The following is a 25,050-nucleotide window of genomic DNA, read 5'->3' on the forward strand; positions in this document are numbered from 1 at the left end:
AGTTAAGTCAAAGTTAAGGTTTAACTTTGACTTTGACTTAACTTCATAATCTTCTATGCAAAGTATTTTAGTTCATTTCAGTTTATATCTCCAGTTATTACTCTTCATCCATCTTCCACGTGGATATTCAAAGTCACACTGACCAATCAAAGAGAAATGAAGCTTTCGACAAACAGCATTTGATGCAAAATTGTGTATTGACGGAAATGCATGTAGAAAGTGATGTTTTGAATTCCGTTTAAGGATGGCCATTGCTTTTTCGACTGCTAAGGTTGCAATTCCATTACCTTGATATTCTGGTAGAACATTCCATCCCATTTCATATATGGTTTCGTTTCGCCATACTTTTTCCCAATAACCAACACTTCCAACTATTAATTGAAGCGGTTGAATCATTATGGTAAACATTTGGCCTTTTTTTTGTGCACCTAACTCAAGATAAAGATTGTGTCGTGATAAAATATGCTCATTTGATTCAGGTCCTCCGAGATATTTCATCATATTAGGTGTATTTAATAAATAGAGTAAGTGTAGATCAGAGCTTGTCCAAGGAACAATCTGAATTGATGAAGCGTTTATCCGAATCGTCAATTTTTCACCTCATTAAAGGATTAGGCCTGTATTTTTTCGTATATTAGAATATTATTCTGAAATTGATGGAAATTGTTAGTTAAAATACACAAATAATCATATTATGTAAACTAATTAGTGATATGATGAAAATGTTTAGAAATATTTTAGGTGGTTAAAACTGTCATAAGTAAGCCAAATAAATGATGAATGTCTAGAAGAAGAAACAAGGAGGGTATCATGAGTAATAAAAAAATTCCAGTTGGTGTCTCAAATAGACACATACATCTAACAAAAGAACACTTACAAATTTTGTTTGGAGAAGGCTATGAATTAAATGTGTGGAAAGACCTATCGCAGCCTGGACAATATGCAGCAGAGGAAAAGGTTGATGTTGTAGGAAATAAAGGTACATTATCTGGTGTACGGGTATTAGGACCAGTAAGAAATGAAACGCAAATTGAAGTGTCTATTACAGATTCATTCAAGTTAGGTGTAAAAGTTCCTTTAAGAAATTCAGGTGATATTGCGAATACTGCGGGATGTAAAATAGTTGGACCAAAAGGTGAAGTAACAATTGAAAAAGGTTTAATCGTAGCAGCAAGGCATATCCATATGCATACGAAAGACGCAGCAGAGTTTGGAGTTTCGGACAAAGATTTTGTAAAAGTGAAAGTAGAAGGCGATCGTGGACTAATTTTTGAAAACGTGCTTGTAAGAGTAAATGAACAATTTGCTCTAGAGATGCATGTAGATGTTGATGAAGGAAATGCAGCGGGTATTACAAAAGATACAAAAGTAGAAATAATCTGATTCGCTTTTTCATTGTTTAAAAAGGTTTTAGAGATCATACTGAATAGCTATAAAAATTTATGAACTGTAAACGCGCTTTAAAATACTAGCAAGCCAAACAAATTGTTAATCTAATTTTCTATATGAAAGCCTAGGGAATTCCCTAGGCTTTCATACTATTAATGGAATTTTTACAGAAAAACGACAACAATTAATATTCCTCTTCATCCCACACATTACTTGCATGTTGATTTCGATTCATCATTTTCGATAAATATAATTCAGTCGTTTGAATACTTTCATGACCAAGACTACGACTAACTTGATAAATGCTTGCACCTTTTTCAATTGAGCGACATGCGTAATGATGTCTGAAAAAGTGAGGGCTTATATTATTCGTGTCATTCCGTTCTGTAACAAATGGCAGATTTGAACTTTTCACCATATCAACTACAAAATTTGATAAATATTTAAAAGAGTAATGTAGATTCATTTTATTGGGGAATAGGGGACTGGAATCTGTTTTACTGATTTGATTTGATAAGCCTCGACGATCTCTTAATCTGCATAAATCAAGATAAACATGATGTAATATTTTCACTTCGCGCTTTTTATTTCCTTTTCCAATAATTTGTAACCAATATCCATTTGTATCTTTTGAAATATTACCCCATTTTGCTTCAGAAAGTTCTCGAATCCTCATCCCAGTTGTGGCTAAAAGTTTAATTAAAGTAGATTTCAATATATTACTTTTATAAAAGTCTAACAATGCCTTTACTTCGGATTCTTCTAAATCGCGGTTTGGTAAATCATCTTTTGTAATTTTCGCATCTAAAATCCGAGTATATAGTGCTTCTTGAATATAATTTGAATCAAATAAAAATCTGAAAAAACTTTTTAAAATAACTAGTTTTCTGGATAGAGTAGTTACTCGATATACTTGTTTCTTTTGACCATATTGATAGGTTGAAAGCCACTGTTGATAAGCTTCAATATGTCTTTGCTTTAAATTCTTTAACAGAGAAGTTTCATGGTAAATCTCTACATCGTTACGAATAAAATCTTCACTTTGTTTTAGATACTTATAAAATTGGATTAATTCTCTTATGTATTCCATTTTCGTACTTTGTTTTCTTTGCTTTGAGGTTTGGATATCTTTCCGTTGATGAACGTAATAGTAGATCATTTCTAAATCAGAAAAACCATCAAAAAATGAGCGGTTATGTTTTTCATTTTCAAATTTTGCTTGTATAAGAGCAAGATGGTGCGTTTCATCTAACAATTGATCTATTATGTGCGTGTCGTCATTTGTAGTAGTAAGTACTGATGTTTTAATGGAAGGATTAACCGGTAACATGCATTCACCTCCTAATAGTTATATAGAATCTTAAAGTCAGTATGTATTTGACAGTATTTTATCAATTAGAAAACCAAGTTTATTGTTTATTAATTATATTATATACTTTTCATTTTAAATAGAAAAATACAATATTATTCTATTTAAATAAAACTTTGTATTATTTATTATTACTAAATATATATACGGAATGTTAAGGTGTGGAACAACTAAGTAATAATTTGTTGAATATATATGATATAATAGAAGGAAATAAGCTGTAAATGATAAAAGGAAGGTACATACCATGTCTGAAAATGTACAATTCGAAAGAGAAGTTTTGACGACAAATGAAGCTGTAGAAATACTTGGTTTGTCTAAGCAAACGATATATAATTATGTGAAAAATGGTAAACTGAAACTAGTTTATGAGGATTGGCAAATAGATGGTACGATGAAATTTTATCGCGATGAGATTGATAGATTGCAGTCTACTGAAAAAAGACCAACAGGAATGACAGTATTAGAGGCAACTAATCAATTAGGAGTATCAAAAGCAACGATCCATCAATATATAAAAACAGGGAAACTATCATCCGAAAAAGTATTTATTAAGGGGAGAAATACGTCATTTATCCCTTCAGATGAAGTTTATAAACTTCAATCTATATTTCTAAGTAATCAAAATAGAAAAAGATACTTTTCAAAGGACCTATTATACTGTTTATTTGGGTTATATTTAAAAAGGGATTCAAATGAAAAAGCAAGAATTATTGAATTAAATGAAGCTGGAGATTGTGTAGCAAAAACAAATATGGGTGAATTTCTAAACCAAGAGGAGCTTATAGAACGTGGCTTTTATAGAGCGTATGAGCTGAAGCAGGTTAAACATAGTACAAAGAGGGGAAATATTGTTTTTCGTTTTCCTTTTCCTCAATCAATCAATGCGCCTATTTTTAATTTAATCGATACATTTTATCAAAAAATTGGGGTTCAAAATATGAATCTATATATTGATGGAAACACAATTATTGCAGAGTTAAAACCGGTTAAATTACAATATCAAGCTGATCGTTTAGAGCAAGATTTTGAAATCCTACAAAATTGTTTGCAGGATGGGAAATTATCTTCTAGACCAGGATTAATTATTTTTTCAAGTAATCAAGAACAATTAACCACATTTGTAGAAGATTCTATGAAAGCGAAAATAAAGCAAATTGCTTTAAATCACCAGTTAGGTATTGAAGAAGTCACAGAAAAATTGATCCGTTTAGGTTTAGCTGAGTATGAAAAAAAACTAGACTTTTCGTAAGTATTTTATAGAGTAATGAATGTATGATATTACGTTAAATTCAATCTCGATGCGTCTGATAGGTCATTTTAGATTATTCTGAAATTTATTGAGTTAGGAGATAAAATATGAAATCACGTTTAATTGACTTAAGAAGTGATACGGTTTCACAACCTACTGATGAAATGAGACAGGCAATGTTTCATGCAGAGGTTGGAGATGATGTTTATAGTGATGATCCAACTGTTCAAAAACTAGAAAAACTAGCGGCATCTATGATTGGTAAAGAGGCTGCACTTTTTGTCCCTAGTGGCACATTTGGAAATCAATTGGCTTTATTTACACATTGCGATCGTGGAACTGAGGTAATATTAGGTGAGGACTGTCATATATTCGAACATGAAGTAGGAGCGTCTTCAATTATTGCGGGTGTACATTTACGAACTCTTCAAACTGTTTCAGGGAAAATGGACCTTCAAAAAATAAAACAGTCAATTCGTCCTGAAGATTTGCATTTTCCCGAAACTTCTTTAATTTGTTTAGAAAATGCATACTCCAATGGCGCTGTAGTTGATATTGATTATATGAAAGAAGTATATTGGATTGCCAAAGAAAAAAATATACCAATCCATTTAGATGGCGCAAGAGTTTTTAATGCGGCAACATATTTAGGCACTGATGTGAAAGAAATCACCCAGTATAGTGACAGTGTAATGTTTTGTTTATCGAAAGGTTTATGTGCTCCAGTTGGTTCAATATTAGCAGGAAGTACTGAATTTATTGAAAAAGCGAAGAAAAAGCGTAAATTATTAGGCGGCGGGTGGAGACAGTCTGGATTCCTAGCTGCAGCTGGAATTATAGCTCTAGAGAAAATGACGACTAGATTACATGAAGATCATGAAAATGCTATTTATTTAGCTAATGGATTAAAAGAAATTCCAGGTTTAAAAGTAGATTCAACAAATAATCATATTAATTTAGTATTCTTTCAAATTGAAAGTACGAATAGAACTCCAGAAGAAATTGAACAAATATTTAAAGAAAATGATATTACGATCTTTGCACCTGATGAAAATGGGAGTATGAGATTTGCAACACATTACTGGGTTACGAAACAAGACATTGATAAAGTCATTAAGCTAATGCAAAGTATTTTAATAGATGAGTAAATAAAAACATAAAAAAAAGAGAGTGGGTTACTCTCTTTTTTATAGTTTTTTGTTTTTTAAAATCCATCTTCAGATGCAGTGAATGGTATGTTTAATCTTTGTTCAACTCGACGTAAGCGTTGATTCAACCTATTTAAACGGAATGTATGACGCTCTGAAGTTTGTTGAAGTCGATTAACAGTTTCATTTAATTGATTTACGCGTCTTTCTAATTCATTAACGCGTCTAGTAAGATTTTGAATTTGCTGTGGTTGTCTTTCTATATCATATTGATCTTCCCAAGTTGCATGTGAGTATTGATTATATTGAGGTTGTTGATAAACCGTCTGCGGATTATACGGATAGTAATTAGGATACTGATACATATAAAAGTCGCTCCTTCCTTTTTCGGTAATACAAAATACAATATGTAGTCAAAATGCGGAAGGAAACGGCTAATGCCTAAGCGAATTTTTTCATTAAGAAAGGAAGTAACATATTTTCTTGAAAATTTTGTTGTGTAACAATCTGAAACAATAGAAAATTATTATATTCTAATTAAAATTAATAATATATATTTACTTTGGTGGTGAATGTTATAACTTATATAAAACGATTAAATAAGTGGTTGTTTAATAAAAAGGAAATGGATGTAAGTTATTTAATATTGTTTAGCATTTTTTTCTTATTAATTCAAATTACTAGTGAGAGGAAATTCGTTCATTGGTATTATGATATTATCTATATAATTATAAAAGTAACAATCGGCGTTTTTATCTTAAAAATTTGTGATAGGTTTCTTGAAAAACTCTTAGGTAAATACAATAAACCTGTGAAATTTAGATATTACGCGCTTGTCTTGTTTGTATTATGTATTATCAGTTCATTTATCAATTATTAAAAAAAGAGCCATTAGGCTCTTTTATTTTTGTTTAATCTTATCAATGACATGGTGAATTTCATCAGGTTTTAAAAATTCAATAGGGGAGAAGCCCTTTTCAAATTGTAGAGTATCGGCTTCTAACATAACAACATAGCGACCATTTACTTTTGCGATGTGTAAATTTTCTCCAAAGTCTGCTAGCATTCCTTTTATTGAAAAATGATCAGCCTTAAATGCTAATTCAATTTCAGGTGTATGTTCTACGATTTGTGCAGCTGCTTCTATTACTTCTTCGGAAGAGAAATGCTCTTGAATTTCTCGCTTAGGGCTTGCTGCCCAAACCTCCATTGCAGCTTCAAATTGTTGTCTTTCTTCACTTTCTTCTTCAAATACCTCGTCGATTCGGTCATAAACCATCGTCATAACTTGTGACTTTACGATTTCTGGCATAGATTCAGCGTATGAAACAAATTTTAAGAAGTCCTCAAAATAACGAGCGTGAGATGCTTGATGAATTTTTAATTCACTTTCAGATAATAAACCTAATTCTTCCATGTATGGATATTGAATCGATTTCATATTTTTCGTTGTAATCGCCATTTCTACCGTTTTGATTAAAGTAGATTCATCTGAAATGGAAGCAACTTTCGGTTCAAAATCGCATTTTAATACAAAAACAATCGGATCATCGTAATACTTTCTTAATTTTGCTTGTATCACTAAGAATGCTCCACCACGAACTGCACTCGTATCTACATAATTAATAACTAATGTCTCATTGGCAGCTTTAAATTCTTCAGTAGTTTTTGCATGACGTATTCTTTGAAATAAATTATAATTTGGATTCGAATCTAGCGAATGATTTTCTTCTACGATAAAATGTCCTAATTTAGTCGGAACTGTATCATTTTTAGCGTGTCGTTCAACTTTTCGATTAACGATTCGAGCAAGCTCCCCGTCTAAAAAGCCTTTTAAAGCACTTTCTTCATACATATTCTCATCTATTGTTTGAAAATGTTTATAGCGTTTATCAGATTGATCTCCTTTACCTTCAACTGTTACTACATAAAATGATAGAAATGTTATTTCAAAATCCAATAAAATCACCTTTTTCTTTATTCTGTATTTAAGTATAGATAGGTGACTCACTTCAGTCAATGTGAAGATAGTGCGAATTTACATAAGTGAATTAAGCTATTTGTAAAACAATCGAAATTTAATTCATTAAGACAAAAAGCCCTCACATTATGGTAAAATAGAGTATATAATTAATTGAGACGTCTATTTGCAATCATAATTACTGAGATGTGTTATGTCACATCTCTTTTTTCTGTAATTGGGGGAAGTAAGTCAAAGAAAAGGGGTATGAGAGATTGAAAATTGAAAGAATTGCTACCATTTCACTAATCATAGTAACACTACTCTGGGGGACAACATTTGTTGTCGTACAAAATGCAATTGAGTTTGTAGAACCGTTCACGTTTAATGCATTTCGTTTCATCCTAGCAACTTTAATCCTTTTACCCTTTCTATTAAGAAGAAAACAAAAGAATGGTATCACATTAAAACAGGTTCTTATCACTAGTGGAATCGGATTTATGTTGTTTTCAGGTTATTTACTACAAACTTTTGGACTTATTTATACAACATCTTCTAAATCAGGGTTTATTACAGGCTTATGTGTTGTATTAGTTCCAGTATTTTTATATGTATTTTACCGCGAACGTTCAAATTGGGCGACAGTAATCGCATGTTTCATTGCTCTTTTTGGATTAAGCTTTTTAACATTAGGTAATCGTTTGTCAGTTAATATCGGTGATGTTTTAACACTTTTTGGTGCAATTGCATTTGCCATTCATATCATTTTAACTGGTAAATTTACGAAACAAATGGACGCACTTACATTTACAACGATTCAACTAGCAACAGTTGGTATTTTTAGTACAATCTCAGCATTTATTTTTGAACTTCCTAAAACACCTTTATCAAAGGAACTATTTACAAACTCAACATTTATATTCGCGGTAATCGTAACTGCTATTTTCTGTACAAGTATAGCGTTTTGGGTTCAAATGTTTGCACAAAAACATATCTCATCTACAAAAGCAGCTCTTATTTTCATATTAGAACCTGTTTTTGCTGCTATTACTGCAGTAGTATTTGGAGGAGAAACTTTAACTTCACATACTCTAATTGGTGGAACATTTATCGTTGGTGGTATGTTATTATCTGAAGTTCCGATGCCAAAACGAGCAAAAAATGTAAAAGAAGAAGCAATTTATAAAGAAATGTAGAAAAAAATGTAAAAATGGGTATTGGCCTCATTGACAGATGTTATAACTTAACGTATTATATTTTTAAATTAATAAACGACTTAGAAAAGGAATAGTAAGTTTAACAGCTTTTTTAGAGAGGGAATGGGTGGTGAAAATTCCTAAAGTATGTAAACTGAACCAGCCTTGGAGTCACTGTACCGAACTAGAGTAGGCTACAGCGGTTTTCCCGTTAAAGATGTTAAGAGATTATGTAGCAATTTACATAATAAGTAGGGTGGTAACGCCATGGATGGTCCCTTTAGGTCATTCATGGCGTTTTTTATTTATCTTACTTATCATTTTCATTTCTACATAATAATTAGGGTGGTAACGCCGAGAATGGTCCCTTTCGATTATTCTCGGTGTTTTTTTGTATAAAAAATTTGATAAGGGGTAGAAAACATGAGTACAAAAAAATTTGTAGAAGCGATTACAGATATGGATGTTGATTTTTCACAATGGTATACAGACATCGTAAAAAAAGCCGAATTAGTAGACTATTCAAGCGTAAAAGGGTGTATGATTTTAAGACCATACGGTTATGCGATATGGGAGAACATCCAAAAAGAATTAGATACACAATTTAAACAAACTGATCACGAAAATGTATATATGCCAATGTTTATACCAAAGTCATTATTACAAAAAGAGGCTGATCATGTCGAAGGTTTTGCACCAGAATTAGCTTGGGTTACACATGGTGGACATGATGAATTAGCAGAGCCACTTGCGGTTCGTCCAACCTCAGAAACATTATTTTGTGAACATTATTCGAAGGTCATTGAGAGCTATAATGATCTTCCAAAACTATATAACCAATGGTGTTCTGTGGTACGTTGGGAAAAGACAACAAGACCATTCTTAAGAACAACTGAGTTTTTATGGCAAGAAGGGCATACAGCTCATGCAACTGCTGAGGAAGCACAAGAAGAAACAATTCAAATGCTAAACGTTTATGCAGATTTCTTAGAAAACTTTTTAGCTATTCCAGTTATAAAAGGCCAAAAAACAGAAAAAGAAAAATTTGCAGGAGCAAAGGCAACATATACAATTGAGAGTTTAATGCATGACGGAAAAGCACTTCAAAGTGGTACATCACATAACTTTGGAGATGGATTTGCAAAAGCTTTTAACATCCAATACACAGATAAAAATTCTAAAAGACAATATGTTCACCAAACTTCATGGGGGATGACTACTAGGGTAATCGGTGCACTAATCATGGTACATGGTGATAACAGTGGATTAGTTTTACCACCAAAAGTAGCACCAACACAAGTAATGGTTATTCCAATCGCACAACATAAAGATGGCGTAATAGAAAAAGCGAAAGAGCTACAAAAACGAATTTCCAAAGTTGCACGCGTGAAAATCGATATTTCTGATAAAATGCCAGGTTGGAAATTTAATGAATATGAAATGAAAGGGATCCCAGTTCGCGTTGAAATTGGACCAAAAGATATCGAAAAAAACCAAGCGGTAATAGTAAGAAGAGATACACGTGAAAAAATTTTCGTATCATTAGATTCTTTAGAAGAAACAATCACAACAATATTAGAAGAAATCCAACAATCTTTATATGAAAAAGCACTAAAAAATCGAACTGAAAAAACATACAAAGCAACAACATTTAACGAACTAAAACAATTAAGCGATGACAAACAAGGCTTCATTAAAGCAATGTGGTGTAAAGAATTAGCATGTGAAGAAAAAATTAAAGAAGAGGCTGGATTAACTTCAAGATGTATGCCATTTGAACAAGAGCAAATCTCTGAAGAGTGTGTATGCTGCGGTAAGAAAACAGAAACAATGGTTTATTGGGGTAAGGCATATTAAAAAGAAAAAACACGAATCGATTGATTCGTGTTTTTCTTTTTTCAGCCTCCAGGTAAAATACGATTACTTAAAGGATATACATAATCATTTTCATATTTTGAAAGTGAGGCAGTTGAACTTGAACTTGATTCATTTGATAAGAATGTAAATGAAGTTACTATTACTGATAAGGCTACAATTAAAATTAATTTTTTCATTCTTAGTCCTCCAATGTATAGTTAATTTGATAAATACTTAAAAAATCTAGTAAAGATTGCCCATCATTTTTAGAAATCAAATATTGAATATATTCTTTTGATAAAGGAACGAAAAATTCTCTATTTTTGACTTCATATAAATATGGTAAAACACTATCTTTTAAATAACTAAAATATAATAATTCATCATTATTTAACTTATAGTGGTATAAAGAAAATAACAGTAAATAATAATCTAAGTTTTTAATTTTAGCTTCTTCTATACCTTCTTTAATAATCCCTTTAATAGTGATTTCATCTGCCAAATTTCCTGTATATAGACATCGCATATAGCCAAAAAGAGCAGTTAGATAGTTTACATTTTCTTTTGGTGCTAAAGTCAGGGCGCGTTCGTAAAAATTGCGTGCTTCACTATATTTCTTAAATTTATATAGTTGATAAGCAAAGTTATGTAATAAAAACGCTTCCCTTTCTTGATCTTTTATGATTCTAACTGAGTCTAATAAGTTTTCATATCTCGATTCAATTTCGCTGAAAAGAAGATGTGTTTCTTCTTCAAGAAGTATTAAAGCAATCGTTTCTGTGTCTAGTAATCTTTGATAATTATTTGTATAAACAAAAAATTCCTTTGCTTTTTGACAATGATGATATGAAGAAATATGTGCGTTTAAATGACAATATGCTAGTGCAAGGTGGTAATGAATTTCAGGATTATTATATGATTCTAAAGATACCTTTTTTAAAAACTCAATTGACTTATGTAGTTCATATGTCTGTATATAGTATATGCCAAGAGTATGATTTAGTAAATTCTTCTCAAGTTGGGGTATTTTTTGATTTTGAATTTCTTTTGAGAATAATATTTTTTTTGCATCTTCTAATTGGTGATCTAGTAGTAATTGTCTAGTTTTTATTAATAAATATCGAATATGTAAGGGTGTAATGTAATTAAATTCTTGCTTTTCAAGTTCACTTAAAATGGCATGAGCTTTTTCTTTATCTTGAAAAATAATCAGTTTTTGTAAGGATTCAAGCATCTTTTCAACCTTTTGAAGCATCCCAATTTCTTCATCAATATCAAATCCCATTCGAGCGCAAAGTAGGGAAATAGTTTCATCAGAAACTTCAGTAAGACCTCTTTCAATTTTACTTAAATGAGTCTTCGAACAGATTCCATGACCAAGTTCTTCTTGTGTGAGTCCTTTTTTTTGACGAAAATATTGAATAATTGATCCTTTATCGAACATATATTCCACTCCAAAACCCCAATTTACAGAAATTTAATTCTATTTTAGTCTAATTATTAATAAAAGTCATGAGCTATTTGTATATTTTTCTACAAAAATATCGTTTTTTCGCCAATATTCATAATATTTTAGGTTGAAACGTATATAAATAGATTAATATGACTAAATATTCAGTATCTAATTTGTTTTACGAAGGAGGATTTTTAATGGAAAATCTAGTCGAAGCAAAAAAACATATACTAATTATAGGTACATCTAATTATTCCTCTAAATTTAGTGAGATACAATCTACTATTCGAACTAGTGTAATTTGTAGAGCATCTGAGCTACCGTTTTTACATAGAGCGCATTGTCATGAGTCAATTATTGTGATGAAGGATGATTCTACCCCAGAAATGTGGATAGAATATGCAAAGAATCTTCATAGATTAAATCCAATTCACCATGTTTCTTCTTTTGAAGAATTGGATCAAGATAAAGCATGTACAATCGCATCAGCACTTAATATTCAATTTCATCATCCAAGTACAATTGATTGGGTTAATAATAAATATAAAATGAGAAAAAGATTAGAGGCTTTACAGTTTGAAGACATTCCTTGTGAACTTATCCAATCAGTAGAGGAAATTAAAACATTTGCTACTAAAGTAGGTTATCCATTAATATTAAAGCCATCAAAAGGGAAAGCAAGTACAGGTATTTCCGTTATTTATACGGAAGACGACATAGAGGAAGCAATGGAGTTTTCCGAATTAGCTGCAGCTCCTCGTCTTGATTATTCGACTCTAATGGTTGAACCCCTTTTAGTTGGACAAGAATTTAGCGTTGAAGTAATTTCGGAAAATGGTGAACATTTTATGATTGGTATTGTAGAAAAGCATGTAGACCAAGATAGCAAGGTTGAGATTGGTCATGTTTTTCCAGCAGATTTACCACTTCATATCGAAAATAAAATTAAGCAATATACATTCAAATTTTTAGATGCATTAAATATTGAATATGGTATTACACACACAGATATCATTTATACAATTGATGGACCTAAAATCATTGAAACACAATTAAGACCACCTAGTGATAAATTACCAGAATTAATTTATGATTCAATAGGAATTGATTGCATTCAATATTTAGTGGAACAAGAAGCAGGGATATCAATAAAAGAAAAGTTAGTAAATCATTTAAATTCAGTGAATGAAGAAAGGAAAACCTCCGCAATTTGGTATTCTTTTGTTAATTTTGATGGAGTCCTTGAAACAATTCAAAATAAAGATGAAATTAAAAATATGGAAGGGGTTGCTGAATTCAGTCAGCTCATTTCAGATGGAATTCATGTTAGTAAACTGAAAAGCTCATATTCTAGAATCGCCTTTGTTAGAACTATTCATTCTCACGCAGATCAGGCCTTACTAACAGCTCAAAAAGCCATTAAGAATCTATTAATGTTTTTAAGTGTTCGAGGCATCGTTCGCTAAATTAAAATTAAGTGAAAATCAGAAGATATAATTTTATTAAATGATCTTAAAAGTCTTATCTATTTATATAGGTAGGGCTTTTCATTTATTGCAAAATAAGGTGGATAACGTATTTTCAATTAAATAAATCATCAAATTAAAATCAAATCTTGTGTATGGATAGAGGAAGGACATTATTGTTCTTCCCTTTTTGCGATTTATTATTTTAGAAAAGGATTAAGCTCATTTTCCCTTATAGAACGAATGAATGCATTAGTTGAAGATTATGAGTTGCTGCTAATAAGCGGCTTTTTTTATTGATCCAAAGTAATCCGAAATTTGAGGATTTATCTGATGAGAATTAACAACAAAGAAATTTGTTTACGCTAATCATTTTTTCTGGATCTAAATAAATTGATTTTTTTCCTAGTTTAATTAAAAAACCTAATAATGAATACAGGTGTTATAATTTAGTTACATCTAGTAAGTAAATCACGGAGGCTTTATGAAAAAAACTATATTTATTATCTCACTGTTTATCGGTGCTTTTTGTTTAGGACTATCTGATGCACCATCTTATGTATTTGGACTCTTTTATGTTGGAGTTTTACTCTCATTTTTTTGGACTATTTATTATCCATTTTATTTTTCAAAAAACTTAACAAGCATTGAACGTTATCTGAGCAAGCAATCCAAAAAATCAATCCTTTATTTTCTTTACTCAGTTACAAACCATATGCACGATGAGATCGAACATTCGTATCATTATATTATGAATAAGCGAATGAATCCCTCAAAAAAAGCCGTTTATCAAGTTGTTTATGGCTTTTCAAAAAAAGATATGCAATTTATTAAAGAAAGAATTGATTTCATTAAAGTACCTGAGTGGAATTCATATTATAAAACACTACTTTTTATTGAAGAAAATGAATTAGAGAAAGCAAAAGTAACAAAGGATTCAATGCGTTCACATAAATTTAAAAATGTACTTGAGTTCGAACTTTTACTGAAGGAAAACAAACTTGAAGAAGCGAAAACATTATTATCTCATTTGATTTCAAATACAAGAGGTTTTCATTATTACATGTTATCAAAACGATATGAAGAAACATTTGAGGTGAAGGGAATAGTATAATCATGCTAAATGGGACGGTATATCTGTCTCTTTTTTTTAATAGAAAGAGAGGATGGTGAAATGATAAAAGTATCACTTGAATCATCATTTAATAGAGCCGATTGGAAAAATATCTCTATAATAAAAATAAATGATAACTTGTTAAACATGTTAAAAAGACATTGGTATTTCTATATTCAATGTCTCATTTAGTACATATGATAGATTCTCTCTGTTATTTGTACTGTAATATACATGATAATAAGTCAATTTATGGTAAAATAAAGTGAACACTGTTTTATAAGGAGAATTCCAATGTATTTAACAATAGAAGAAACTGCAGAATATTTATCGCTTGATGTAGCTTATATTAAACAATTAATTCAAGCCAAGAAAATAAGAGCAGTTCATGATGGTGAACAATTTTTAATTTATAAAGAACAATTTAATAATCATTTAGATCAAATAGAAAAAATGAAAAAAATGATTGCAGATTATTATAACGAACCAATACCTGAAGATCCAGATATTAAAGATGAAGACTAATGTTATAAGGAATTGTCAATTTGCTTATTGTTTCTTATTTAAGTTTTCTTGAGCCATTCTGACTAACTCTTTAACCATGTTTCCACCAATTCGGCCACCAACTTTGCCGTTTTGTTCGGATGTCAGATTACCATTATAACCATTAACTAGAGGAACCCCAACTTCTTTGGCAGCCTCAAATTTAGCATTTTCAGGACTAGTTGTATTCATTACTTTAGCTTTTAGTGAATCTAGTGCTTTTCTTGATTCTGGCACTAAGATTTTATTTCTTCTACTCATATTCGTTCACTCCTTTTTTATATATTGCCCTTTATTCATTTTTTAACTTGTGGAAATAATTACTAGTAAAAAGGGTATGTTACATAAAGAAGGTTTTAATATTAATAAATTTGTGTACATAAGGAGATAAAAAAATGAAATCATTTAATGTGACTTTTCACAAAGAAGACAATGTAGACAATATGCAAATCCAAAAACTGAATGATGAAGAGTACCATAGTGCAACTGTAGGTGGCACTAGACATTTATTTGAAATTGATACAAATATTGGCTTTTTTGTGTTTTTTGATGCAGAAGATAAAGATGGCAATGTATCCCACTTACTACTTCAATTTGAAGAAGAAGAAGAGGAGCCTGTTGCTTGTTATTCGTTTGCAATGAAGGATTACTATGAATTTATGGCACTTTATTTAAATGATTTAGAATTTATTGATGAAACCGAAGATCAAGAAGAAGTTGAACTAGAAGAGTCAAATTCTATACATCGTTTAGTACATTTATTATTTCACATCATAGAAGAAGGTAATGATTTAGAAGTATAATGATGCATATAAATGAATATACTTCCAAAAAATAGGGGGTTTATATATTTAAATTAGTATATTTATCCAGTAAAAGAACTCTTTTCCATAAAAGGGTTCTTTTTTTATTCTTTTCAAAAAATTATGTTAAAATTACAATAAGTAAAAAGAGAGAGAAGGAGTTGGCGAAATGGAAATACAAAAAATATTAGTAACTAGTAAATTACATCATAAATTAAAAACGTTAATAGAATCTTTTGATATACCAAAAGAGTTTCGTTTTTTACCTGAAGATCAGGTTTCGAAAGAAGACTATGAATGGGCTGATACATTTGTTGGTTTTAGGCCAACTCCAAACTTTGAATTTGGAAATATTAAATGGGTTCACTCTTTAGCAGCTGGTGTTGATAGTTTTATGAAACTAGACTGGAATAAAGACGTATTACTTACTCGTACAATTGATGTTTTCGGTCCGAAAATGAGTCAGTATTGTTTAAGTTACATATTACAAGATGCTCAATTACATGAACAGTTTTCTAATCTACAAAGAGAACGTAAATGGGAGTTCCATATACCTAAATCATTAGAAGAACAAAAAGTTGTCATTTATGGTACAGGTGAAATTGGTGGATATATTGGGAAAACGCTATCCTCTTTAGGTATGAAGGTGTATGGTGTATCGATGAGCGGGGAACAAAAACCAAATTTTGAAAAAGTTGTAACTTTACATAATGCTCATACGATTTTAGAGCAAACGGATTGGGTAATTGGAGTTCTTCCATCTACTAATGAAACACAAAGTATCATAAATGAATCTACTTATATGAATTTAAATGGAGCGGGATTCATTAATGTTGGAAGAGGAGCAACAGTATCTGATGTTGATCTATTGAATGCCTTACAGAGTGGAAATGTAAGAAAGGCTATTTTAGATGTTTTTAGTATTGAACCATTACCAGCATCATCAGAATTATGGGAAATGCCGAATGTAACAATTACGCCACATATTTCAGCGGTAACACTTCCAATCGATGGTGTAAAATGTTTTGTTGATACATTATCAAAACTAGAAAATGGAGAGACTGTAAAAAATAAAGTCGTCATTGATAAAGGTTATTAATTTTTCCATTTTTATCAAATCATGGTAATATATGAATGCATCAAGTTCTTTACCCTGAAAGGAGATAGAAGAAAATGGCAATAATAGATGTTTCGATTGTTCCTATTGGCACAGAAACGCCAAGTGTTAGTGCTTATGTGGCAAATATTCATAAGGTTTTAGAAAAGTATAATGGTGAGGTTAAGTATCAATTAACTCCGATGAATACGATTATTGAAGGAGAATTACCATTGCTTCTTCAAGTTGTTCAAGAGATGCATGAAGTACCTTTTGAAAATGGTATTTCACGAGTTGCTACTACAATCCGAATCGATGATCGAAGAGACAAAAAGAGTACAATGGAAGGTAAGTTAGCATCTGTACAAGCTAAACTTGATCAAAATTAATCAAAAAAGTGACTTTACAACCTAAATTTGTAAAGTCACTTTTTTAGATTAAATAAATTTGACCTATTGAAAATTGAAGAATGAATTGTTAAACTAAACTAAATAGTCAGTTTAATTCATAAAAATGTAAGGAGCTAGATTTAATGCCTAAGGTTTCTGATGATTACAAAGAACGCAAAAGAGAAAGTTTATTAGAAAGCGCCTTAAAATGCTTTGGAGAGAAAGGCTTCCATTCAACAACAATGGATGATATAGTTGCATATTCTAAAACAAGTAAAGGTCTTATTTATAACTATTTTAAGAGTAAAGAAGAACTATATTTAGAATTAATGCAAGAACGTACAAAACTTACATTTGAAAGAATTAATGAACATTTTAAAAACTGTGAAACGGCAACTGAAAAAATGAGAGAGCTTTTCAAGATGTATCGCGAAATAACACTGACTGAAGAATGGCGTCATTTAATTCGAGTGCACATGGAGTTTTGGATCAATTCTGCAAGGCATGAAAATCTTCAGAACATTATGCTTGATCGATATAAAAAACAATATTTACAATTTATGAATGAAATTATAGAACAAGGTAAGAAATCAGGAGAATTTAAAAAAGAAATCCAAGCTGAACTTGTTTCCAGCATTTTTTGGGCATATATCGATGGAATATGTCTTCATTATTCTGTTGTTGAAGAAGATGTATTGTATAAGCAACAATTTAAACAAACTGAAGAAATGATTATGAACTATATATTAACCAAATAAGTAAAATTTAGGTAGTGAAGTTTTAACTTTGCTACCTAAAAAATAAAATAAAGAAAACTGAAAATTTAGTATGTTAAAATTTATTATTTGACATACAATGTTTATTAGATGAAATAAACTTAACAGTCAGTTTTATATTAAAGGAGGCGATCTAAGTGAATTCGGTTCAAGTGAAATTCATTTATTTAGCATTACATTGTTAATTAGTTGAGTATTTGATAAGGGTGAAGGGGATACAATGGGGAAAAAAGTATATTTTTTATACACGAAGGCCTTTTCAGACATTGGAAATATGATGGAATTAGTTGTGATGAATGCTGTCATATATTCTATGACCAAAAGTACTACATGGTTGGCAGCAATCTTAGCACTTCGAGTATGTGGTGGAATCATCACAAGCTTATTTTCAGGGGTAATAGCTGATCGATATAATAGACGGAAATTAATGATATTTAGTGATATTACAAGAGGAATATGTATTTTAATTCTTTGCTTTTTTCCTTCACCTACCATGTTTGCAGTAATTGCATTTACATTAGGAGCTTTGGGAAGTTTCTTCACAGTTAGTTTCAGTGCTGAAATCCCACAAATATTTGGCGAAGAAAAAATATTACAAGTAAATGCTTTTATTTCTAGATTGGCTGCAATTAGTATGGTAATTGGATTTTTAGGATCTGCACTATTGTCTACTGTTGTAGATTACAGAGTTATCATAGGCATTGATGCTTTTTCCTATTTCTTATCAGCATATGTTCTATTTTTCTTTAAATGGGAAAATAGTGTAAAAAATAGCGGTAATTCAAATTGGAAGCAATGGATGATCGATTTGAAGGAAGTTAAAAACTATGTGTTTTTAAGACCACTACTTTTATTAGTTTTTATTGTTTTCTTATGTCAAACGTTTACAGCTAGCTCTCATAATGTTGGTGTACCAATCTTGGCTGAAGAGCTTAGTGCAGACCATATTACTTTATACCAAGGTTTAATTTGGGGCATATGGGGGATCGGTGGAATCATTTCAACTTGGTTAATCCCTAAATTTGTTTGGCTAAAAAAACACTTTTTAGTTATCTACTTTGGTACTTCGATTTTAATGTCTACAGGATTTATCTTATTTTTATCTACAAAGTTACTAGCATTTATCTTATTTTTTGCTTTCTTCACAGGACTGTTTGATGCTGCTGCAGGGACGTACTTTTCATCAATGATTCAACAAACTGAAAACAAAATAAGAGGAAGAATATTTGGCGTAACGAATCTATTAAATAGACTCGGATTTACACTTGGATTTGTGGCATCTTCTCTATTATTAAAAGTTTTAACAATGCCTCATCTTGTGTGGTTATTTCACGGAAGTATGATTATGATTATTCTAGTTATCTCGATTATTCTATTTTCAAAAAAAATGTTTCACTTTGATCATGATCCTAAACTAAAACAAGAGGTTGAACTAGTTGTTAGTAAATAAAATCTGAAATTAGGGGTGCTCTTTAAATGGAAACAAATATTAAGAATGACTTAACAAAAACTGATTTAGAAAATATAAAGTACATCAGATGCTCCGAAGTAGATATTGATTTTGTATACAAAGCTTTTACAATCGGATTTTCTGATTATATCGTAAAGTTCGAATTAACAAAGGAACAATTTGTTGCCAATTTTTTTGGCCCAGAAGGGAATCATTTAGAACATTCTTTTGTTGCGATTCATGAAAACGAAGCTGTTGGGGTCATTTTGGGTGGTATCAAAGACTATGAAAATATGAAAACAATGAGATGTGGTACACTGGCAATAAGTCCAAATTATCGAGGAAAAGGTGTAAGTCAAAAGCTATTTGATTTACATAAAGCTGAAGCTAAAAAACATGGATGCAAACAATTATTCCTTGAGGTAATTGTAGGAAATGATCGAGCAATACAGTTTTATAAGAATTTAGGTTATGAAAAAATCTATGATATTTCTTATTTTAGTAAAAAAGATTTATCAGATTTTGAACAATTAAATCCAACTTCAGCGTGTGAAGTTCATCAAATTGAATTCAATTCATTTACTCAAATTGTTAATAAATGGAACTATCATATTAATTGGCAAAATGATGTTGAATATTTAGAAAAAGCACCTAATGTTACTTACTTCGAGGCGAATATTGACCAGCAAATTGTAGGTGCCATAGCTGTGCATGGTAGTGGTAAAATCAGTTTCTTATATGTAGATCAAAATTATAGAAATCAAAAAATTGCTACGAAACTATTACAAACAGCATTTTTACATTTAGAATGTAAAGCATTCTCAACTGGTTTTCCAAATAATAGTCATTTAGAAGGTTTTTTAACATCATTAGGTTTTCAAAAAGAAAAATTGGCTCAATATGAAATGTATAAGAGATTAGTATAGGAAAGAAAAAGGCTAGTGATCGTAATTGTATGTTTGCCTAGTTAGTTGAACTTGCTCATAATAATACTTCACTTCGTACACTAAATAGTATGGAGGTGAAATATTATGTATCAAAATCGATATAATTTTGAACAAACATATGGTCCAACAGCAACACATCTACAACATCAAGATGAAAGATTCTTTTTCTTTCCATTTTTACTTGGAGCTGCAGCTTTTGGGGCATTTAGACCATGGGGTTGGTGGGGGCCATGGGGCTATCCGTATTATCGTCCTTGGGGTTACTGGGGAAGACCTAGATGGGGATATTGGGGAAGACCTTGGTAAACGAAAAAAAAGTAAATGCCACATTGCTGTGGCATTTTTTTTTATGTTTCTTTATTTTATTAAAATATGGATAAAAAAAGGACTGATTAATGAAGCAAAAATTGCACTCAATGTCATTGTGATTGAACTGATTGCTTGTTCAACCTCTCCATATTCAGCTGCTTTTGCTGTACCAATCCCGTGTGAGGCTAGGCCGTATCCAACTCCAATCGCTATTGGGTGATTAATTTTAAGAAGTGATAGCAGATAAGGTCCAAATATAGCCCCTGAGATTCCTGCAATCATGACATACACAACAGTGAGGGAAGGGATTCCGCCAATAATTGAAGTAATGCTCATTGCAACTGGTGTCGTGACAGACTTAGCTGCTAAAGATAAAATTACACTTTGCTTTAAGCCTAACCAGATCGACAAACAGACACCAGAAATGAAACCAATAAATGTTCCAGAAAGTACACTGATAAAAATAGATAAAAAATGAGTCTTTAAACGCTCTTTATGCTCGAATAATGGATATGCAAATGATACGACTGCAGGTCCTAGCATTATATTAATCCATTTACCACCATTCATATAACTTTCATATGAAACGTGAAAACTACTTAAAATAACAATAATGACAAAAGTAGATGTCGTAATAGGGACAAGTAAAGGAAAAGAAACATGTGAATATAGTTTTTTTGCTAATAAGTACAAAATGATCGTGATCGCGATAAACAGTATACTATTTGCCATCAAATTCACTCCTTACTAGCTGTTCCTTATTCTGCTCTTTTCGAGAAGAAAGAAAGAAACTTAATGTAGAGGAAAAAACCATTGTTACAATTGTACTGATTAAGACAATCACTATTGAAATGAGTCCTGAACCATTTAATAAAGAAGAATATTGAATGATACCTACTGTAGCTGGAATGAAAAATAACGTTAAATGCTTATTTAAAAAATTACTTCCTTCTCGAACCCATTTATCTTTAAAAATAGGGATATTCAATAAGCAAAATAAAATAAACATACCAATTATGCTACCGGGGATCATTAAATGAAATTTGTTTTGTATAGTAATTCCGATAAAGTTTAAACAGTAAAGGAAAGCGATTTGAACGATTATATAAGCATACTTCATATTCAACATCCTTTTTTGCCTAATTTGTTCTATGAAAATAATAATCTATATATTGTACATTAAAAGACTTGGAATTGTAACAATTTAGAGTTGTTTTCACAAAAAATGCATGTTTTCTAAAAACGGTTTATAATAGATTTATTAAAAAATATAAGGGAAGTTGTAAAAATGAATTCTTTTGTCGCTTTTGATTTTGAAACAGCCAATTATAATCGTCATAGTATTTGTGCGGCGGGTTTTGTATTTGTAGAAAACGGGGTCATTGTTGATCAAATCTACTCCTTAATAAATCCTGAAGAAGAATTTTATTCTATGAATATTTCAATTCATGGAATCCGTCCACATGATGTAGAAGATGCTCCTACTTTCCCAGAATTTTATCGTTCAATACAAGATAAACTGTCAGGAAAAACGTTAGTAGCTCATAACTTACCATTTGATGGATATGCATTAAAGGATAATTTATCTCGATATGGTATTCCGTCCGTTGAAAATAATTTATTATGCTCACTACAATTAGCTAAAAAAGTTTTACCGAAACAAAGTCGATATTCATTAGATGTATTATCTAATCAATTTGGGATTATGTTAGAAAACCATCACCATGCTTTAGCTGATGCAGAAGCTTGTGCAAGAATTTTCTTACATCTTACGAAGAGAAATGAAATAATTAGCTTAGAAGATTTATATGAAAAAACGAATATATACTTTGGTCATATCAACCGATTTGAATATAGATCATCACTAGTGAAACCGAAGAAACGCAAATTGGAGAAGAAAGTATGAAATTTATATCTTGGAACGTAAATGGAATTAGAGCTTGTGTACAAAAGGGATTTCTCGATTATTTTAAAGAACAAGATGCTGATATATTTTGTATTCAAGAAACGAAATGCCAAGAAGATCAGATTACACTTGATTTTGAAGGGTATCATCAATATTGGCATTCCGCAATTAAAAAAGGATATTCTGGAACTGCAATTTTTTCCAAACACAAACCTGTAAATGTATCTTATGGTTTTAATGGAAAAGAAGAAGACATTGAAGGACGTGTATTAACGTTAGAGTTCGATACTTTTTATATGGTGAATGTTTACACACCTAATTCTCAAAGAGATTTGGCTCGATTACCTTTTCGTTTAAGCTGGGAAGATGAGTTTAGTGGATATTTAAAAAAACTCGATGCTCATAAACCTGTGATATTATGTGGTGATCTGAATGTTGCACATCATGAAATTGATCTTGCCAACCCAAAATCTAATAGTAAAAATTCAGGATTCACACAAGAAGAACGTGGTAAAATGACAACACTACTTGAAAATGGCTTTACTGATTCATTCAGATATATGAATCCAACAAAAGAAGGATCATATACTTGGTGGTCATATATGAATAAGGTTAGAGAAAGAAACATTGGTTGGCGAATTGACTACTTCATCATTTCGAATAGACTTCAAACTAATTTACTTAATTCTGAAATACATTCAAATATAATGGGTAGTGATCATTGTCCAATTATATTAACTTTAGACGATCATCTAATTAAATAAGCTGTACAATTTAAAGGAAAGCTCATATTTTATATAGAGCTTTTTTTATTTAGTGGCTCTAGTATTGTATTAAAAAATGGCTCAAGTAGAAAAATACACTCCCCTCTAAAATGCTAACATCTAGGTGTGAAACTTTTTATAAGGGCCAATTAATAGTAGGTCTTGCAAATTAAAAAGGAAAAACTACAAACATATCGAAGTTAACGATAAGGTGGTCTAAAAATGAGTTATAAATGGATAGAATGGGCAATGAAAATTCAATCGATTTCAAAAAATGGATTAGCTTTCTCTAAGGATGTATTTGATATTGAGCGATACGAGCAATTACAAAAACTGAGTGCTGAAATTTTGTCTGAATATAGTGAGTTGGAAATGGAATCAGTATTAAATTTATTTCATCAAGAAAAGGGATACCAAACGCCAAAAGTAGATGTGAGAGGTGTTGTATTTAAAGACAATCAAATCCTACTAGTTCGAGAAAAAAATGACAAAAAATGGTCCTTACCTGGTGGATTTTGTGATGTTGGTTTATCATCTTCTGAAAACATTGTAAAAGAAATAAAAGAAGAATCAGGATACGAAGTAAAAGCAAAAAAATTGCTTGCAATACTTGATATGAATAAACATCCACATCCACCGCAAGCCTATCATTACTATAAAATATTCATTCAATGTGACATAATCGGTGGAGAATCAAAAATAGGGATTGAAACACAAGAAATAGACTTTTTTGCTGAACATGCATTACCAAAACTATCATTAAGTAGAGTAACAGAATCTCAAATTTATTTACTCTTTGAATATTTGAGGGATCCAAATAAAGAAACCATATTTGATTAGAAGGAGACAGAATTTGAATAGTCATACGTCAATATTTAAAGAATTAGAAAATGAAATTAAAAAAGAACGAATTTCATCATGTATTGTTTATAAGGAAAGTGAAATTTCATTTCAATATTATAAAAATTTAAAGAGTGAGTCTAAGTTATTTAAAATTAATTCAGTTACAAAAAGTATTTTATCAATTTTAATTGGGATCGCAATTGATAAAGGTATCATTGAGAGTGTTCAAACACCGATTTCCGTATATTTCCCTACGATTGATCAAAGTAAAAAGGATATTACGATTGAACATTTATTAACTATGACTGCTGGTTATGAATGGCCCGAATGGGGAGCATGGAATGGAAGACCTTTTCCAATGATCAATAGTATGAACTGGGTTAATTATATTTTAGAGAAAAATATCGTTGCTAAACCCGGAGAAAAAATGAACTATGATTCAGGGGCTTCTCAACTTTTAAGTGCAATATTACAAAAAGCGACTAAAAGTAAACTATCGGTTTTTGCAGAGAACATGCTATTTAAGCCTTTAGGGATTCATGAATATCTTTGGCATGAAGATTCAAAAGGCATTAATATTGGTGGATTTGGATTAAGTTTGGCAACAATAGATATGTTAAAAATTGGGATTTTAATGATGCAAAAAGGTGTTTGGTTAGGCAAACAATTGGTTTCTAGTGAATGGGTAGAGCAATCAACTACTGTGAAATTTCATACGTATGATCATGTTGGTTCATATGGATACCATTGGTGGGTTTTATTAAACGATGAACTAAAAATAAATAATCCTCCAATCTTTTTTGCAATGGGATATGGAGGTCAATATATTATCGTTTCACCTGAGCAAAAATTAGTGGTTGTGTTTAGTTGTGCAAAGTATATCGACTCATTTATACCTTTGAAGTTATACCGGAAATATTTTAGCGATAAGAGTAAGACAAGTTAGTTTTAATTGAAGAAATAGTAAACTAATTTTTTATGCAGATATTGGAAATAGGAATTTACAACATAAATGTCGAA

At 30.8% G+C, this 25,050-nt stretch carries 28 protein-coding genes and 1 other annotated feature; of the genes, 19 read left to right on the forward strand and 9 right to left on the reverse strand.

Going from position 1 to position 25,050, the window contains the following annotated elements:
* Positions 1–72: 72 nt before the first annotated feature.
* The gene (locus tag ABID96_RS09620; protein WP_192601812.1) at positions 73–591 is read right to left on the reverse strand and encodes a GNAT family N-acetyltransferase; all 519 of its coding nucleotides are present in this window, start codon (positions 589–591) and stop codon (positions 73–75) included.
* Positions 592–810: 219 nt separating this feature from the next.
* Between ABID96_RS09620 and pduL the strand changes: the two genes are divergently transcribed.
* Positions 811–1,383: a phosphate propanoyltransferase gene (pduL, locus tag ABID96_RS09625; protein WP_192601813.1), complete on the forward strand. Its 573-nt coding sequence runs from the start codon at positions 811–813 to the stop codon at positions 1,381–1,383.
* 190 nt (positions 1,384–1,573) lie between these two features.
* On the opposite strand, the gene ABID96_RS09630 is transcribed toward pduL, so the two are convergent.
* Positions 1,574–2,719 carry a tyrosine-type recombinase/integrase gene (locus ABID96_RS09630; protein WP_192601814.1) on the reverse strand — a complete coding sequence of 382 codons (1,146 nt, stop codon included), beginning with the start codon at positions 2,717–2,719 and terminating at the stop codon, positions 1,574–1,576.
* A gap of 286 nt (positions 2,720–3,005) precedes the next feature.
* On the opposite strand from ABID96_RS09630, the gene ABID96_RS09635 reads away from it, so the two are divergent.
* Together ABID96_RS09635 and ltaE are read left to right on the forward strand one after the other, a co-directional pair.
* Positions 3,006–4,010 (forward strand): helix-turn-helix domain-containing protein, encoded by a 1,005-nt coding sequence (locus ABID96_RS09635; protein ID WP_192601815.1) that lies wholly within the window; start codon positions 3,006–3,008, stop codon positions 4,008–4,010.
* A 107-nt stretch (positions 4,011–4,117) separates the two neighbouring features.
* Positions 4,118–5,158 (forward strand): low-specificity L-threonine aldolase, encoded by a 1,041-nt coding sequence (gene ltaE / locus ABID96_RS09640; protein ID WP_192601816.1) that lies wholly within the window; start codon positions 4,118–4,120, stop codon positions 5,156–5,158.
* 56 nt (positions 5,159–5,214) lie between these two features.
* Here ltaE and ABID96_RS09645 read toward each other — a convergent pair whose 3' ends face one another.
* Together ABID96_RS09645 and ABID96_RS09650 are read right to left on the reverse strand one after the other, a co-directional pair.
* Positions 5,215–5,523: a hypothetical protein gene (locus ABID96_RS09645; RefSeq protein WP_192601817.1), complete on the reverse strand. Its 309-nt coding sequence runs from the start codon at positions 5,521–5,523 to the stop codon at positions 5,215–5,217.
* A 536-nt stretch (positions 5,524–6,059) separates the two neighbouring features.
* The gene (locus ABID96_RS09650; protein WP_192601818.1) at positions 6,060–7,118 is read right to left on the reverse strand and encodes a DUF3900 domain-containing protein; all 1,059 of its coding nucleotides are present in this window, start codon (positions 7,116–7,118) and stop codon (positions 6,060–6,062) included.
* 275 nt (positions 7,119–7,393) lie between these two features.
* Between ABID96_RS09650 and ABID96_RS09655 the strand changes: the two genes are divergently transcribed.
* Both ABID96_RS09655 and proS read left to right on the forward strand, forming a co-directional pair.
* Positions 7,394–8,314 carry a DMT family transporter gene (locus ABID96_RS09655; RefSeq protein WP_192601819.1) on the forward strand — a complete coding sequence of 307 codons (921 nt, stop codon included), beginning with the start codon at positions 7,394–7,396 and terminating at the stop codon, positions 8,312–8,314.
* Positions 8,315–8,386: 72 nt separating this feature from the next.
* Positions 8,387–8,597 (forward strand) — a binding site (T-box leader).
* A gap of 140 nt (positions 8,598–8,737) precedes the next feature.
* Positions 8,738–10,171, forward strand: a complete 1,434-nt coding sequence (gene proS, locus ABID96_RS09660) for a proline--tRNA ligase (protein ID WP_192601820.1) — start codon at positions 8,738–8,740, stop codon at positions 10,169–10,171.
* A 41-nt stretch (positions 10,172–10,212) separates the two neighbouring features.
* On the opposite strand, the gene ABID96_RS09665 is transcribed toward proS, so the two are convergent.
* Positions 10,213–10,368 (reverse strand): hypothetical protein, encoded by a 156-nt coding sequence (locus ABID96_RS09665; protein WP_192601821.1) that lies wholly within the window; start codon positions 10,366–10,368, stop codon positions 10,213–10,215.
* Positions 10,369–10,370: 2 nt separating this feature from the next.
* On the reverse strand, positions 10,371–11,615 hold the full coding sequence (locus tag ABID96_RS09670) for a helix-turn-helix domain-containing protein (protein WP_192601822.1): 1,245 nt from the start codon (positions 11,613–11,615) through the stop codon (positions 10,371–10,373).
* A gap of 206 nt (positions 11,616–11,821) precedes the next feature.
* On the opposite strand from ABID96_RS09670, the gene ABID96_RS09675 reads away from it, so the two are divergent.
* From ABID96_RS09675 to ABID96_RS09685, 3 genes are all read left to right on the forward strand, one after another.
* On the forward strand, positions 11,822–13,090 hold the full coding sequence (locus ABID96_RS09675; protein WP_192601823.1) for an ATP-grasp domain-containing protein: 1,269 nt from the start codon (positions 11,822–11,824) through the stop codon (positions 13,088–13,090).
* Positions 13,091–13,574: 484 nt separating this feature from the next.
* Positions 13,575–14,204 (forward strand): hypothetical protein, encoded by a 630-nt coding sequence (locus tag ABID96_RS09680; protein WP_192601824.1) that lies wholly within the window; start codon positions 13,575–13,577, stop codon positions 14,202–14,204.
* Between the two features lie 294 nt (positions 14,205–14,498).
* Positions 14,499–14,729 carry an excisionase family DNA-binding protein gene (locus ABID96_RS09685; protein WP_192601825.1) on the forward strand — a complete coding sequence of 77 codons (231 nt, stop codon included), beginning with the start codon at positions 14,499–14,501 and terminating at the stop codon, positions 14,727–14,729.
* 24 nt (positions 14,730–14,753) lie between these two features.
* Here ABID96_RS09685 and ABID96_RS09690 read toward each other — a convergent pair whose 3' ends face one another.
* Complete coding sequence (locus tag ABID96_RS09690; RefSeq protein WP_087998062.1) at positions 14,754–15,008, reverse strand: alpha/beta-type small acid-soluble spore protein; 255 nt, start codon at positions 15,006–15,008, stop codon at positions 14,754–14,756.
* A gap of 134 nt (positions 15,009–15,142) precedes the next feature.
* On the opposite strand from ABID96_RS09690, the gene ABID96_RS09695 reads away from it, so the two are divergent.
* The 7 genes from ABID96_RS09695 to ABID96_RS09725 all read left to right on the forward strand — a co-directional run bounded on the left by ABID96_RS09695 (position 15,143) and on the right by ABID96_RS09725 (position 20,514).
* Positions 15,143–15,550: a cytosolic protein gene (locus ABID96_RS09695; protein ID WP_192601826.1), complete on the forward strand. Its 408-nt coding sequence runs from the start codon at positions 15,143–15,145 to the stop codon at positions 15,548–15,550.
* Between the two features lie 169 nt (positions 15,551–15,719).
* Entirely contained in the window at positions 15,720–16,649 is a 930-nt protein-coding gene (locus tag ABID96_RS09700) for a D-2-hydroxyacid dehydrogenase (RefSeq protein WP_192601827.1), read from the forward strand.
* 74 nt (positions 16,650–16,723) lie between these two features.
* The gene (locus ABID96_RS09705; protein WP_192601828.1) at positions 16,724–17,035 is read left to right on the forward strand and encodes an MTH1187 family thiamine-binding protein; all 312 of its coding nucleotides are present in this window, start codon (positions 16,724–16,726) and stop codon (positions 17,033–17,035) included.
* Between the two features lie 143 nt (positions 17,036–17,178).
* On the forward strand, positions 17,179–17,793 hold the full coding sequence (locus ABID96_RS09710) for a TetR/AcrR family transcriptional regulator (RefSeq protein WP_192601829.1): 615 nt from the start codon (positions 17,179–17,181) through the stop codon (positions 17,791–17,793).
* Positions 17,794–18,031: 238 nt separating this feature from the next.
* Entirely contained in the window at positions 18,032–19,261 is a 1,230-nt protein-coding gene (locus tag ABID96_RS09715) for an MFS transporter (RefSeq protein ID WP_192601830.1), read from the forward strand.
* 26 nt (positions 19,262–19,287) lie between these two features.
* On the forward strand, positions 19,288–20,187 hold the full coding sequence (locus tag ABID96_RS09720) for a GNAT family N-acetyltransferase (RefSeq protein ID WP_192601831.1): 900 nt from the start codon (positions 19,288–19,290) through the stop codon (positions 20,185–20,187).
* A 105-nt stretch (positions 20,188–20,292) separates the two neighbouring features.
* On the forward strand, positions 20,293–20,514 hold the full coding sequence (locus ABID96_RS09725) for a hypothetical protein (protein ID WP_087998055.1): 222 nt from the start codon (positions 20,293–20,295) through the stop codon (positions 20,512–20,514).
* A gap of 51 nt (positions 20,515–20,565) precedes the next feature.
* On the opposite strand, the gene ABID96_RS09730 is transcribed toward ABID96_RS09725, so the two are convergent.
* Both ABID96_RS09730 and ABID96_RS09735 read right to left on the reverse strand, forming a co-directional pair.
* Positions 20,566–21,249 (reverse strand): LrgB family protein, encoded by a 684-nt coding sequence (locus tag ABID96_RS09730; RefSeq protein ID WP_192601832.1) that lies wholly within the window; start codon positions 21,247–21,249, stop codon positions 20,566–20,568.
* Positions 21,239–21,637 (reverse strand): CidA/LrgA family protein, encoded by a 399-nt coding sequence (locus ABID96_RS09735; RefSeq protein WP_192601833.1) that lies wholly within the window; start codon positions 21,635–21,637, stop codon positions 21,239–21,241. Before ABID96_RS09735 ends, ABID96_RS09730 begins: the two co-directional genes overlap by 11 nt.
* A 168-nt stretch (positions 21,638–21,805) precedes the next feature.
* Here ABID96_RS09735 and ABID96_RS09740 point away from each other — a divergent pair, with 168 nt between their 5' ends.
* From ABID96_RS09740 to ABID96_RS09755, 4 genes are all read left to right on the forward strand, one after another.
* Positions 21,806–22,423 (forward strand): 3'-5' exonuclease, encoded by a 618-nt coding sequence (locus ABID96_RS09740; protein WP_192601834.1) that lies wholly within the window; start codon positions 21,806–21,808, stop codon positions 22,421–22,423.
* Positions 22,420–23,187, forward strand: a complete 768-nt coding sequence (locus ABID96_RS09745) for an exodeoxyribonuclease III (protein ID WP_192601835.1) — start codon at positions 22,420–22,422, stop codon at positions 23,185–23,187. Before ABID96_RS09740 ends, ABID96_RS09745 begins: the two co-directional genes overlap by 4 nt.
* Before the next feature lie 222 nt (positions 23,188–23,409).
* A complete protein-coding gene (locus tag ABID96_RS09750) occupies positions 23,410–24,027 on the forward strand; it encodes an NUDIX hydrolase (protein ID WP_192601836.1) in 618 nt (205 codons plus the stop codon).
* A gap of 13 nt (positions 24,028–24,040) precedes the next feature.
* Positions 24,041–24,976 carry a serine hydrolase domain-containing protein gene (locus ABID96_RS09755; protein ID WP_192601837.1) on the forward strand — a complete coding sequence of 312 codons (936 nt, stop codon included), beginning with the start codon at positions 24,041–24,043 and terminating at the stop codon, positions 24,974–24,976.
* Positions 24,977–25,050 lie beyond the last annotated feature (74 nt).

Source organism: Gottfriedia sp. OAE603, assembly GCF_040543965.1.
Taxonomy (GTDB): Bacteria; Bacillota; Bacilli; order Bacillales; family Bacillaceae_G; genus Gottfriedia; species Gottfriedia solisilvae.